Annotated in this window: 10 protein-coding genes and 1 pseudogene; 2 read left to right on the top strand and 9 right to left on the bottom strand. The window is 49.8% G+C overall.

Features of this window, described 5'->3' with window-relative positions; genetic code table 11:
- Positions 1-8: 8 nt before the first annotated feature.
- The 4 genes from PK629_00805 to PK629_00790 form a co-directional block, all read right to left on the bottom strand.
- The gene (locus tag PK629_00805) at positions 9-1,262 is read right to left on the bottom strand and encodes a glutamate-5-semialdehyde dehydrogenase (protein HOP10009.1); all 1,254 of its coding nucleotides are present in this window, start codon (positions 1,260-1,262) and stop codon (positions 9-11) included.
- 31 nt (positions 1,263-1,293) lie between these two features.
- Complete coding sequence (locus tag PK629_00800; GenBank protein HOP10008.1) at positions 1,294-2,004, bottom strand: hypothetical protein; 711 nt, start codon at positions 2,002-2,004, stop codon at positions 1,294-1,296.
- A 169-nt stretch (positions 2,005-2,173) separates the two neighbouring features.
- A complete protein-coding gene (gene proB, locus PK629_00795; GenBank protein ID HOP10007.1) occupies positions 2,174-2,962 on the bottom strand; it encodes a glutamate 5-kinase in 789 nt (262 codons plus the stop codon).
- Between the two features lie 84 nt (positions 2,963-3,046).
- A complete protein-coding gene (locus PK629_00790) occupies positions 3,047-4,639 on the bottom strand; it encodes an ASKHA domain-containing protein (protein ID HOP10006.1) in 1,593 nt (530 codons plus the stop codon).
- Between the two features lie 389 nt (positions 4,640-5,028).
- Here PK629_00790 and PK629_00785 point away from each other — a divergent pair, with 389 nt between their 5' ends.
- The gene (locus PK629_00785) at positions 5,029-6,108 is read left to right on the top strand and encodes a ubiquitin-like domain-containing protein (GenBank protein ID HOP10005.1); all 1,080 of its coding nucleotides are present in this window, start codon (positions 5,029-5,031) and stop codon (positions 6,106-6,108) included.
- Between the two features lie 111 nt (positions 6,109-6,219).
- Here PK629_00785 and PK629_00780 read toward each other — a convergent pair whose 3' ends face one another.
- The 5 genes and pseudogenes from PK629_00780 to PK629_00760 all read right to left on the bottom strand — a co-directional run bounded on the left by PK629_00780 (position 6,220) and on the right by PK629_00760 (position 11,810).
- Positions 6,220-7,464 (bottom strand): S41 family peptidase, encoded by a 1,245-nt coding sequence (locus PK629_00780; protein ID HOP10004.1) that lies wholly within the window; start codon positions 7,462-7,464, stop codon positions 6,220-6,222.
- A 19-nt stretch (positions 7,465-7,483) separates the two neighbouring features.
- Positions 7,484-8,842, bottom strand: a complete 1,359-nt coding sequence (locus PK629_00775) for a peptidoglycan DD-metalloendopeptidase family protein (protein HOP10003.1) — start codon at positions 8,840-8,842, stop codon at positions 7,484-7,486.
- Between the two features lie 9 nt (positions 8,843-8,851).
- A complete protein-coding gene (ftsX, locus tag PK629_00770) occupies positions 8,852-9,733 on the bottom strand; it encodes a permease-like cell division protein FtsX (GenBank protein ID HOP10002.1) in 882 nt (293 codons plus the stop codon).
- A gap of 201 nt (positions 9,734-9,934) precedes the next feature.
- Positions 9,935-10,600: pseudogene (locus PK629_00765) on the bottom strand (ATP-binding cassette domain-containing protein).
- 118 nt (positions 10,601-10,718) lie between these two features.
- Entirely contained in the window at positions 10,719-11,810 is a 1,092-nt protein-coding gene (locus PK629_00760; protein HOP10001.1) for a helix-turn-helix domain-containing protein, read from the bottom strand.
- 287 nt (positions 11,811-12,097) lie between these two features.
- Here PK629_00760 and PK629_00755 point away from each other — a divergent pair, with 287 nt between their 5' ends.
- Positions 12,098-13,252, top strand: coding sequence for a hypothetical protein (locus PK629_00755; GenBank protein ID HOP10000.1), 1,155 nt, complete (start codon positions 12,098-12,100; stop codon positions 13,250-13,252).
- The last annotated feature ends 30 nt before the right edge of the window (positions 13,253-13,282 follow it).

The raw sequence follows: 13,282 nt of genomic DNA, 5'->3' as shown, positions 1-13,282 counted from the left end.
ATTCACCTCTATCGAATCTGCCCGTCGCCGACGACGGTGTATTTATAGCTTGTAAGCGCCGTAAGCCCCATCGGTCCGCGGGCATGAAGTTTCTGCGTTGAAATGCCGATTTCGGCGCCAAGCCCGAAGCAACCGCCGTCGGTAAAACGAGTCGAGGCGTTGACGTAGACCGCAGCCGCGTCGACATGGTTTAAAAACACCTCTGCCGCTGCAAGATTCTCGGTAATAATGGCCTCGCTGTGACGGGTATCATGCGCGGTAATATGGACAATCGCCTCATCGATCGATCCGACGATTTTCACCGCCATTATCATATCCCCGAACTCGGTGTCGTAATCCTCCGGCCCGGCCAAAACCACGTTGTCGCCTTTTAAGATTGCATACGACTCGGCGCAGCAGCGCAGTTGCACCTGATGTCCGTCCAATGCTTTCTTGATCGCGGGAAGCGCTGTTTTCGCGATATCCCTGTGGCACAGCAAAATCTCCGCCGCATTGCATACCGAAGGTCTGGAGGTTTTGGCGTTATCGGTGATCTTCACGGCTTTTTCAAGATCGGCCGCTTTGTCGATATAAACGCTGCAGATGCCCGCGCCCGTCTCAATCACCGGCACGGAAGATTTCTGCCGCACGGCTTGAATCAGTCCGGCGCCGCCGCGCGGAATCATACAGTCGAGGTATTTATCTTGTTTTAAAAATTCGTCAGCAATCTCCCGATCCGCCGTCGGGATCAGATTGATGAAATTCGGATCGAGTCCGACGCTTTCAAGCGCGTTTCGCATGATGCTTGCCAAAATCGTGTTGCTGCGCAGGGCCTCTTTTCCGCCGCGCAGTATGCAGACGTTTCCGGATTTTAAACACAGCGCCGCTACATCCGGACAGACGTTCGGCCTGGCTTCGAAAATCACACCGATCACGCCGATCGGTACACTGACTTTCGTGATTTTCAGCCCGTTTTCCGCAACATGGCCACCCAGCACGACGCCCACCGGATCCGGCATCATCATCAGTTCGTCCATGCCCTTGCAGATTCCGTCAATACGCGCGTCGGTCAGCGTCAACCGATCAATCAGCGAAACACGCATCCCGCTTTTTTTCGCATCCTCGACGTCTTTGACATTTTCGTCGAGAATCGCCTTGCGGTTTTGATCGATTAAAGCCCGCATCGCCGCCAGTGCCCGGTTTTTCTCACCACTGCCGAGAACAGCCAGTTTTGCCGCCGCCCTTTTGGCTGTGGTACACATTTTTTCAAGAGAAAATTCCATGATAAAAGATCCTTTCGTCAGATCCGTGAAGCTATTCCCAATAAATCTCCGTATACTCTCCGTTGATATACAAATCCGCTCCCTGCCAAGAAAGCTGGGGTTTTTGATAATCGCTCACATCAACGATCTCGTAATACACGCTGACCTCTTCCGTCCCCTCAAACCGTCCCAATCCCAAGTTCCCACCGGTTTTTTTCGCGATGATGGCAATATCATAGACATTGCCGGCGTCGCGGATGGAAGTCACCTTTGCGACAATTCCCTGCTCATTATAAACATTGAATCTGTCTCTGATAATCGGCATCGGCGTCAGGAGCGGAACGACCAGAATGATCACCCCGATAACGGTAGCCATTGCACCTGCCATCAACCCCAGCGTGCGTTTGATGGTATCATCGCACAACTTAAATGCGATATACATTGTAAATATGATACAGATAACCCCGAACGGCATGATCACAGTGTGTTCGACAACCGACCAGACATAAATCCACCAAGCCGTATTCAGGGTTGCAAGCAGCAAAATTCCGCTCTCCTCAATCTTCGGGAGCTCCTTGTTCACATAATCCCTTTTGGCACAGAAACACACCAACAGACAGACCGTCATCGAAACGCCGCACCAGACATAACCGTTATAGGGGACGAATGACCATCCGAACAGCAGCGGCAACAAAAACAACACAATAATACCGCTCAAAATTATCGGTCCGTAAACGGCGATTGCATGGATAATTTTTTTCATCTCTGTTAAGCTCCCTTCAAAAGCGATACCATCAGACACTGATCGCAGACAAACACCGTTTCGGGATTCTTTATCTGCAAGGCTATCCTATAAAAGTGATGGTTTTTTAAAATCCCAAGGTCGGAGGCGAAAACAGGATTTGATGATTTCCTTGTCTCCGTTCAGCGGTTCAATCGCAGATAAATTCCGTTCCCGGGTTCTTACCCGCAAGGATATCATAAATAAGTGAGGGTTTGTTGCCGTTGATAATATTCATCGGAATTTTTCCCTGCATGGCGATAATGGCCGCAGCCAGTTTGGTAAACATCCCGCCGCTTCCGAGCGAAGTCCCGGCGCCGCCGGCGGCTTTTTCAAGATCACCGTCGATTTTATGTACGACCGGAATTAATTTTGCCTCGGGATTCTTACGCGGATCAGCGTCATACAGCCCGTCTATATCGGAAAGAAGCACCAGCCGGTCGGCATTTACCAAACGCGCAACGACTGCCGCCAGCGTGTCGTTTTCGCCGAAGCTGTTCATATGCTCAATCTCATAGGTCGAAATCGAGTCGTTCTCGTTAACAATGGGCAGTGCGCCCATCTCAAGCAGCCGCGCGAACGTATTGACGGCATTTTTCTTGCGCATCTCATCCTCGATAACATCCAGTGTCAGCAAAATCTGCGCCACCGTGTACCCGTATTCGGTAAACAGTCTTCCGTAGATGTTCATCAGTTCGCACTGGCCGACCGCTGCCGCGGCCTGCTTGGTCGGCAGGTCCGTGGGACGTTCGGCGAGTCCCAGACGACTGACGCCGACGCCGATTGCGCCGGACGTAACCAGAATCACCTTATGACCCATATTGCGGATATCCGACACCACGTCGACAATTTCACGCACTTGCCGTAAATTCAGAGAACCGCTTTTATGTGTGAGCGTTGAAGTTCCGACCTTGATGACAAATGTCATGGAGCTGCACATGAACCTGACCATCCTTTCACTATCCGATACAGACGTCCATACCGTAATTATACATTAATTTACTAAAAATGTCAAAAATAATTGTTATTTATCAAAAAACATATTTTCGACATAGCTGTCCATAAAATACGGATCCCCGGAAAGCTCGATGTATTTCGCATTCTTCCCGATTTCGGAAAGAATTTCTTTGGCGTTTTTATCTAAAATTGTTCTGACCGCACCTTCGCCGGCACTGTTTCCGACGGAGTGAATCTTTTCTTTGAGTTCTTTGGGCAGCAGACCGATGGCGCAGGCGCTGTCGCGGTCGATGTGTGCACCGAATCCGCCGGCCAGCCAGACCGCCGAAACTTCATCAAACCCGATGCCGGCGTTATGCATCAACGTATCGATCCCCGCAGCGATGGCCGATTTGGCCAATTGCACCTGCCGCAGGTCTTTATCCGTCAATCCTATGCGATGCGCCCGGTCAATCATGAATTTTCGCGCATCGTCGTCGAGCCGGTCCCGATATTTTTCATCCAGTTCGTCGGGATCAACCAACCGTCCCGTCTCATCCATCACACCGATTTCAAGCATCACAGCTGTGGCATCAATAATCCCCGAGCCGCAGATACCGATGGATTTTTGATTTCCGATGGTATCGAATTCGATGTCCTCTTTCCCGACCCTCACCGTTCCGATTGCGCCGTCGATGCCGCCCATACCGTCTTCAATCGCAGCGCCTTCAAACGCAGGGCCCGCCGCCGTCGAACAATAATAAATACCGTCCTTATTTCCGAGTGCCATTTCGCCGTTGGTGCCGATATCGACCATCAGCGTGATGTTTTCGTCGTCATACATCCCACAGGAAAGCACGTCGGCCGTGATGTCTCCGCCGATATACGCCGAAATTGCCGGGAGTGTATAGACCTGTGCCGCCGGGTTTGCTTGAATGCCGAATTCATCGGCAGGGACGGCGAAGCCGAACAGCGAAGTCGGAATAAACGGCGCGACGGCTAACTTTTCGGGCGCCATTCCGTGCAGAATATGCTGCATCGTGGGATTTCCGCAGAGGGCCACGTCAAAGATGCGTTTCGTGTCCGGGCAAAGCCTTGAAGCCATCTCATTGATTTGATCGATGATGGCTTTGCGTAATTCATCGAGATGTCCCTCGTTGCAGGCGGTGATACGCGAGATCACATCGGCGCCGTAAGTACGCTGGGCATTCAATTCACCCAGTGTACCGATTCGTCTTCCGTCTTTTAAATCCAATAAGTAAGCCGCGACCGTAGTCGTGCCGATATCGACCGCAAGCCCATAGGCAGGCAGTCCGGTTTCGGTAATGTCGACCCAAGGGGTAAATTCATATTTCTTCGTCAACCCCTCCATCGAGACCCGGGCATTGCCTTTTTGGGGCGGATCGACCCAAAAATCACCGAAAGCCCTTGCCTGACAGGCCAGTCGCCAACCGTCTGCAAGCCCTGCGCCGAGTGCTTTTTTCTCGGCATCATTGGGCGGCAGCAGGTCACCGCCGGCTTTAATCCGGCACTTTCCGCAGCGACCCAACCCGTTGCAGGGCGCGTCGATTGCAATCCCCCGGTCCCGCAAGAGTTCAATCAGTGGTTTTGTTACTTTTTTGTGTTCAATATCGGACACTTTCATTGATTCCGTGACTTGAAAGGTAATTTTTTCTGACACAGCGCTCTCCCATTTTTAATTAGATTTTTACCATTTTTAAAAACTTATATGTATATATTACACAATTATAATTGCGTTTATTTGTGCATAATGTCTAAAGAAATCGACATCCCGTTGAAACAATCACCTTTTTGTGTTAAAATGCCCTCTTGTGGTCGGTAAGTTTCGGATTGCCGAACCAATTCAATACAGTGCACAGTATTGAACAGTCAATAGGGATTTAACGTTTTCATTATATTCCCTCGGAGCGATGCAGTCAAGCAAATTGAAACCAAACGTTTGGCCGCATATTCCTGCCCCACACAGTCAACACTCCCTGTGTGGTTCGGCAAATTTCCCGCATTTCAACGTATGGCCCGAAATGCGCTCTACAAGGAGGAGCACAACAGATGCGACAAATCAACCAAACGGCGTCGGAATTCAAAAACGCCGTACGAAATGCCGCAGCGAAAAAGTTCAACGCGGTTAAGCGAACACTCAGCGCGGCAGGCGTCTTCTGCGCCGCCGGATTCATCGCCTTCGCTGCAGGGCAAACCTCAAATCAGGTTATCATCAACACAGACGGTGCACAAAAAACCGTCTATACCATGCGCACCAGCGCCGAATCCATTTTGGCGCAAAACTTTATCCCCGTCGGAGATAACGACGAAGTCCTGTGTCTGTACGACGACACGGGCAGCATAACGGAAATTGTCATCCATTCCGCCTTCGATGTCACCATCGAAGCCGACGGCACCGAAACCACCGTGGAAATGGTACGCGGTACGGTGGCCGATGCCTTTAAAAAGGCCGATATCACAGTCGGCGAATACGACACCGTCAACTATGCGCTCACCGATGAGGTCACTCCGGACATGCACATTGTTTTAACACGTGTCGAAATCGTCGTCACCGTCACCACCGAACCGGTCGCCTATGAGACCAAGTATTACGAGACTACGCTTCTCAAAGACGGGCAGACAAAAGTCGAACGTGCCGGCGTCAACGGTGAAAAGACCATCACGGTCACCGAAACCTACAGTAACGGCGTCCTGGTCGACACCAAGACCAAGGAAAAAGTCACGCTCAAACCGGTCACCGCAAAAGTGATTGTCGGCAACAGCGATGCCCCGCCGTTATCGTCAATGGTCTTTGACGATATCATCCTCGACGAAAACGGCATTCCGACCGAATATACCCAGTTAATCGTCGGTGAGGCCACGGCTTACGGTGCCAACGACGGCAACAAAACCTCAACCGGCGTCAAACCGGCCATCGGCTATATTGCAGTCAACCCGAAAGTCATCCCCTACGGCAGCCGACTCTATATCCGTTCGGTCGACGGCAAGCATATCTACGGATTTGCCATCGCAGCCGACACAGGTCCCTCGGTGTTGAAAAATATCACCGTTGCGGATCTCTTCCTGGGTTCTGAAGTCGAAATCGACTACTGGGGCCGCCGTGACATTGAGATCTATATTTTACCTTAACGATCGGCGCTCTTTATAATCTGTGCACAACCAATTAAAACGGGCGGGTGAACAAGTTCACCCGCCCGTTTTTGCTTATTTCGCAGCGCCCGCTTTCGGCGGGGGGTTTCATTAATATCCCTCGGGGATATCGGTAATAATCGGCGTCGTATTAAGAGCAGTCAAATCAATTTGTGAATAGACAATATCATACGCCTTTTTATACTGTGTGTCATTTTCGGTCGTGGTCGTGTAAAAATCGTAATCGCTCGTTCCAAGCGGATCGACCGTATAATCCGGCTTAACGCCGATCTCATTAAAAGTCGCGCTCTTGGGCGGGTTGATAATTGCCGTCGATAGCAATACCTTTGAACCGTCGGAGAGCGTAAAAGTCTGTTTGATGGTACCCTGCCCGGCGGTACGCGTCCCGACGATGCTTGCCTTGCCGTAGTCTGCCATTGCCGCCGCAAACAGTTCTGCGGGACCCGCTGTGGCGTTGTCCACCAAAACGGCAACGGGAAGATTAAATTCCAACCGGTCTGAAGTATAGACCAGTTCAACCGTGCCGTCCCGCAGGGTCTTTGACATGATGTCGCCCTCGGGCAGCAACCGGTCAAGCATCTGCGCAGCCGTTTCAATGTCACCGCCCGCGGTATGGCGCAGGTCGATGATCAAACCTGTAATCGGCTCTGAATTCATGTTGTTGATCGCCTTGATAAACTGGTTGTAAGTATTTGCGTCAAAATCGGTAATTCGCATATAACCGATGGAATAATCGAGAATATGATAGGTAACCGGTGTGGTCGAATAGGCCTGTGAGACGGGGGTCAGTGAGAACTGCTCTCCGCCGCGATAAAAATCGATCTTAACCTCATTGCCCTCAGCCGCGTGCAGCAGCACATAGGCCTCGGTATCAGTCAATTGTGTGACGTCTTTGGAATCGATCTTGATAATCGTATCTCCCACGGCAATCCCCGAGACCGATGCGCCGGACCCCTCCAACACCTCATAAACATACAGATATTTTGAACCGGTACGAACCGTTTTAACACCGATCCCGCTTTCGATTCCCAACCCCTGTGAGAGTGTCTTGGCATCAGCGGCAGACGTGTAAGTGGCCTCGCTGTCGCCGATTCCGGCCAGATAACCCTCCATCAACCCCTGCGTAAGCAGGGTTTCATCAATATCGTAGATGCTGTCATAGCGGGCAATTCGATCCAGTTCCTCAAGCTTCTCATACATGGACTGGCGCTCGTAGAGGTTGAGGATTTTTTTATTGTAAGCCATTGTCGAAAAGGCCATCGTGGCCGAAAAGGTCAATGCCGCGACCAGCAATATTGCGCATAAAAGTGTGCCGAACGAGTACTTTTTGTTCAAGTTATCACTCCCGAAATTACTAGTTATAGCTCGGAATCGTCAGGTGGTCCATCGGATCTACGCGTTCGTTGTCAAGCCAGAGTTCAAAGTGCAAATGCGCTCCGGTGGAATTTCCGGTGGAACCGGCTTTCCCGATTTCCTGTCCGGCGGTGACAACGTCGCCCTCGCTGACCTCCACTTTGCTCAGATGCGCATACAACGTCTTGCATCCGCCGCCGTGGTCGATGATGATATAGCGCCCGTAACTCTTACTGCCGAGATTGCGCACGGCGATAACGGTACCGCTTGCGGCCGCCACAACCGGATAGCCATAGCATAAATCGCCCGCCGCATTTCTGCCGGCAATATCGCTACCGGTGTGGAAATCCCCCATACTGGGTCTCGGTCCATACGGCGAAGTGATCTTGGTAAAGCCCGGAAGCGGCCATACGAAATCGCCGCCCACATAATCGCCGTCATCTGCATATTTGGCAAGAATGGCGTCGATCTCCGCCTGAGCCTCTTCCATTTCCGCCTGATACTGTTTGATGTAGGCCTCGTATGCAGCCTTATCCTCTTTCAATTTATCCAAATATTCTTCCTGTTCGTCGTATTGGGTGTTCAGTTCTTGCTTTTTCGAAGCCACGGTAACTTTCTTTTCCTGACTGGTCTGTTTGGCATCCTCCGCTTCAACGACAAGGGTCTCCAACTCCGTCTTATCGGCGATAAGCTGATTGACGATTTTTTGGTCATATTCGGAGATACGCCGTAAAATCTCAGCGCGCGTCAAAAAGTCCACAAAATTATCGGAGGACAACAGAAGTTCAAGTTCGGTCGCATGTCCCGACATATAAATCGCACGTAAACGCTGTTTAAAAATCTCCAGTGTCGATGAGATGTCGCCCTCGACTTCGGAGATGCGTGCCGTTAAGGTGTCAAGCTTGTCATTCAGTTCATCGATCTCATCGTTGAGCAGGTTGAGCTGATCATTGGTCGCGTCGATTTGATCGTCCAGCGCGTTCAGATATTTGGTGACATCCTTTTGCTCCGAGGCGAGTTTCTCTTTTTCGGCTTCCAGTTCTTCAACCTTTTTCTGCAGTTCGTCATAGGCATTGGTCAGATCGCTGACTGTTTGCGCGTCCTCTTCGTCCATTTCAGAAGAATCGGATGATCCACTTTGCACAGATGAGGTCTCTTCAGAACTCGCCGCCGCGGAGGATTCGTTGGCCGATGCGGCAGTCGACGATTCTTCGGAGGAAGCGGCCGTACCGGCAGCTGGTTCAGAAGACGTCCCGAGCGACAATGCGTCCGAAACGGCGGAAGATGCCGACAGCGACGGAATATATAAGGACAGAACCATCAAAAAGCAGAGTAAAAGTGCGGCAACCGGCTTTTTCATCTCGTCCTCCTAAACCTTCAGATATTTCTTGATCGAGACCGAACTGGACAGCATGCCGACCAAAAATCCGGCGCCCAAAAAAGACAGCAAAACCGCCGCAGCGACATTCGGCCACGGAATCGGATTGATGCTCAGATCGGACAGGTATTCCTCCAATCCCACATATCCGAAACGCACTGCAAGATAGGCGATCAAGGCGCTGAAAACGCCCAGAATCACAGCCTCTATAAAAAACGGCACCCGTACAAACGAATTGGTTGCGCCGACCATCTTCATTATGTAAATCTCTTTGCGCCGCGTAAACATGGCTAATTTGATCGTATTAATCAAAATAAAGATCGAAACCACCAGCAATACCACCACAACGGCCACGCCGAACGTGGCGATTGCGGTACTGATATTGGTCAGCGTATTGGCGATTTTACCGTTGGCCACGACGTCGGAAATACCGTAAATCTGAGACAGCTGTAAAACCATTCGGTCATAATCATTGGGATCCTTGACTTTGACTTTAAAAGAGTTCGGCAGGATATCCTCGCCATCGAGCATCGAGAACAATTCTTCTCCGCCCGCGATTTCGGTTTTTAATTCTTCCAGTCCCTCGCTGCTCGAGATAAACTGCACATCATGCAGCTCTGGGAGTGATTCAAGCGTTCTTTTAATACCGCTGCATTCCAATTCGCTGGTACCGTCTTCGACGAACAGCACGATCTCACCCATGCTGCCGACATATTCGACACCCTTTTGAATGTTAAAATACATTAAAAATGCGCCGCCCACCAGCAGCAGGCAGGCACACAGCACGCTGACCGATGCAAAAGACATCAGCCCGTTGGAAAATATGTTCTTGACGCCCTGTCTGACCAGATAACCGATACTCTTGTTCTTCATCTCTTTCTCTCCACCCTCTCGACACTTCGGAGCTTAGTTGTCTCTGTCTGTAACCTCAGGCGGGACAAACCCGTCGGCGGTCTCCGCGACAATCGGAAGTTCCTGCTGCGGTGAGGAAGAACCCTCCTCAAAATCCGGAATTTCATTTTCGCAAGCCTCCGGCAAATCGGGATTCTGACACGCCTCGGCTAATGTCAAATCCTCATCGAAGGCAATTTTCCCGTCTTCAAGCACCACCACGCGCCGGGGCATTTTGCTGATAAATTCACGCTGATGCGTAACCAGAATGACCGTGGTGCCGGCCTTGTTGATTTCGTCGAGCATCTGCAGTAGTTCAAACGACATCTCGGGGTCGACGTTACCGGTCGGCTCGTCGGCGATCAAAACGCTCGGGCTGCCGACGATGGCGCGTGCGATACCGACTTTCTGCTGTTCGCCGCCGGACAGCTCGTCCGGCCTGCAGTTGGCCTTTTTGGTCAGACCCATGACCTCGAGAATTTTCGGCACCTTGCGGCGAATGTCCCGCGCCGGGCAGTCGGTGACCCGCAGCGCAAAGGCGATGTTGTCGTAAACGGACATATTCTCGATCAGTTTAAAATCCTGAAATACCATTCCCACCTTGCGGCGCAGGTACGGAATCTGGCGTGATTTGATCTTTTCCAGTTTATATTCGTCAAATATAATCGAACCGCTTGTGAGCCGTTCCTCACAGTTGATCAGTTTTACGAGAGTGCTCTTTCCCGAGCCGTTTGCGCCGATAATATAGACGAATTCTCCGTCCTCGATTTTCAAAGACACATGATCCAGTGCCTTTTCACGTTCAATGTTGGTATCATAAATCTTACAAACGTCTTTGAATTCGATCATCGAAAAGAATTCCTTTCACCGATTAGGTGCATTTAAGTATATTTGCCCCAAGAAAAAATCTAAATCTATAATGTGAGGGTTATGTTATCAAACCCCAAATCGGAACCGGTAAATACTGTTAAAACTTCGTGGCGTAGCTGGTGTTGTTCAGGTATTTGCGCACCATCAAGGCCACTTTAAAGACGATGGCATGATCGAGTTCGCGCAGGTCTAGTCCCGTCGCGCGCTTGATCTTGTCCAACCGGTAAACCAGCGTATTGCGGTGGACAAACAGTTTTCTGGCCGTCTCGGAGACGTTCAGGTTGTTTTCAAAAAATTTGTCGATGGTAAACAAGGTCTCGGAGTCCAGCGAATCCAGTGTGTCGCGCGGGAAAATTTCTTTTAAAAACATCTCGCACATGGGCCGGGGCAGCTGATACAGCAGCCGCGCAATGCCCAGATTGTCATATCGGGCAACCGGTCTGCCGCTGTCGAAGATCTTGCCGACTTCCATAGCCACCTGTGCCTCTTTAAAAGAGCGCGCCAGATCACGGATGCCGTTGACGACGGTGCCGATGCCGATGACGGCTTGGGTGAAGAATTCGGTGGAGAGTGTATCAATGATCGCATGTGCCAGATTTTCGAGGTCGCGCGATTCGATCTCGGCGCGGGTCTCCTTGACGAGAGCGATGTCGGTCTCGTTAAGGTTGATGACAAAGTCCTTGCTCTTATCGGGGAACAGATTGGAGATAACCTCATAAGCGGCGATTTCGCTCTTTTGGGCGATGCGCACAATCATCACGACACGCGAGACGTCGCCCGACAGGTGCAGTTCCCGCGCTTTAAGGAAGATGTCGCCGGGCAGGATATTGTCGGCAATCACGTTTTTGATAAAATTGGCCTTGCCGAATTTTTCGTCATAATATTGCTTGACGTTGGCGATCGAGATTGCGAGCAGTTCGGAGTATTTCTCCGCTGCGTCATCGTCGCCATCGACAAAAACGATATGTTCCCAGCCGCTGTCGCCGTTGATGGCGCGCAGCACTTTGCCGTTTGCCTTCACACAGTTCTGGCCGTAAATCAGTTCCTCTACCGCATCCTCATAGACGTCGCCGACCTTCATCGCGTCAGAGCAGGCGATCACGGTGCCGCTGCGGTCGATGATGCCGATAGTACGTCCGATCGGAATTGAAAATTGATTAATCATGTCCTGAAAAATTTTATTGGTCATGCACACTCCCACTTTCGCTATTCGCAAGCTCGAAATTTACCAGCGAAATCATTTTACACAAATTCCACATATTTTGCAAGCGTTTTTTTGAACATTTTGCATGATTGTCGGCGTTTTGCATAAAAATGAACATCAAATTTTGGTATCATCTCCCTTATAAGGTTTGTAAACCCCGCCAAACCTCCACAAAGAATTCACCCGTTTGCATTTTAAACTTGTATTAGTTATAATTTACCATATCAATTTGTTTTTATTTTTTAGCCAAAATTAAGTCGGAGCGTAGTTATATGAAGAATTTTATTCGTCGTTTCATTGTCTCCTTACTCTCGATACTCTTCTGCATCGGCTGCTCCGGCAGCCCTGTTTCGGAACCCGGCTCGACCTCCTCCTCCATAATGAACTCTTCCCCTGTCTCTTCACAGGACTCTTCACAAATTTCATCGCCTGTTTCTTCTGCACTCTCAATCCCAAGTTCTTCTGTTACATCAGTTTCCAGTTCCGAACCTTCTATTGAAAAAAAACTGGGGTATTTCATTTTCATCGACGGTCTGTTGATTGGAACCTGTAAAAACAACTATTGGTACAATGCAACCGGTTTAACCATATACATCGACGACTTACTCAGTTATAACGCTTATTATGGTTATTCCCAATCACAATTTTTAGGCATATCCAAAAAACTCACACTTGGTTATGGAAATTCAAACGACTGCTTTTGGGAGGACGGGGAACCGTTGATCCCTTATGCGCAGAAACGTGATGCCCAAAATAAACAAATCACCTTTAATCTCCCCTTTCAACTGCCACAGAAATTAAACTACATCCGTAGCGATCGTCCGAACGATAATGTCGTTTTTGATATTTCATTTTCTTCAAATGCGCGGATTCCGCTGGTGCTTTCGGCAGATTTCAATCCACTTCCGAAAGGCGAAGTGAAACAGTTAACAGAGCCCTTTGCCGCCGCAGACAGCGCAGCTGTATATGGTGAGTTGTTGAAACTTGATATTCCCGGCGCTCCGATTAATGTTACGGATGTTTATGAATACGATGTTGATGGAGACGGTGAAACGGAACGATTCATTTTTGCTCAAACGCCGCTTAATCCCGAAGGTTATGCGCATGTCAACATACAAGAGATCAAATACGACCACTCCGGCTTCTATTATATGGTTTTGTGCAAGGATGAAACCGGGTATCAAACCGTATTCTCTTGGGGTTATCCATACCGCTTTGACAACTATCAAGACATGCTGCCAGGCGATTATGAATTTAAGGCCTTTCAGTCCATTGCAATGGTGGGAATTTTTGATTTAAACAATGACGGAATTCTTGAATTGTGTTTAAAGGAATCGGGGGTTGAAGAGGGGTCTGTATTCGTTTACGCTCTGAATGAATATAACGAATGGGACCTGGTGTTGGAAGGTTACCACCCGTGGTGGTAGTGCAAGTTTTTCAATTTCCGAAATTTATTA

The sequence above is a fragment of the Oscillospiraceae bacterium genome, from assembly GCA_035380125.1.
Lineage (GTDB): Bacteria > Bacillota > Clostridia > Oscillospirales > JAKOTC01 > DAOPZJ01.
This window is presented reverse-complemented; position numbering and strand designations above follow the sequence as displayed.

Excerpts from the sequence above, each read along its gene's own strand:
- PK629_00805 (HOP10009.1), bottom strand. The coding sequence starts at position 1,262 with ATGGAATTTTCTCTTGAAAAAATGTGTACCACAGCCAAAAGGGCGGCG.
- PK629_00800 (HOP10008.1), bottom strand. The coding sequence starts at position 2,004 with ATGAAAAAAATTATCCATGCAATCGCCGTTTACGGACCGATAATTTTG.
- proB (HOP10007.1), bottom strand. The coding sequence starts at position 2,962 with ATGTGCAGCTCCATGACATTTGTCATCAAGGTCGGAACTTCAACGCTC.
- PK629_00785 (HOP10005.1), top strand. The coding sequence starts at position 5,029 with ATGCGACAAATCAACCAAACGGCGTCGGAATTCAAAAACGCCGTACGA.
- PK629_00775 (HOP10003.1), bottom strand. The coding sequence starts at position 8,842 with ATGAAAAAGCCGGTTGCCGCACTTTTACTCTGCTTTTTGATGGTTCTG.
- ftsX (HOP10002.1), bottom strand. The coding sequence starts at position 9,733 with ATGAAGAACAAGAGTATCGGTTATCTGGTCAGACAGGGCGTCAAGAAC.
- PK629_00760 (HOP10001.1), bottom strand. The coding sequence starts at position 11,810 with ATGACCAATAAAATTTTTCAGGACATGATTAATCAATTTTCAATTCCG.
- PK629_00755 (HOP10000.1), top strand. The coding sequence starts at position 12,098 with ATGAAGAATTTTATTCGTCGTTTCATTGTCTCCTTACTCTCGATACTC.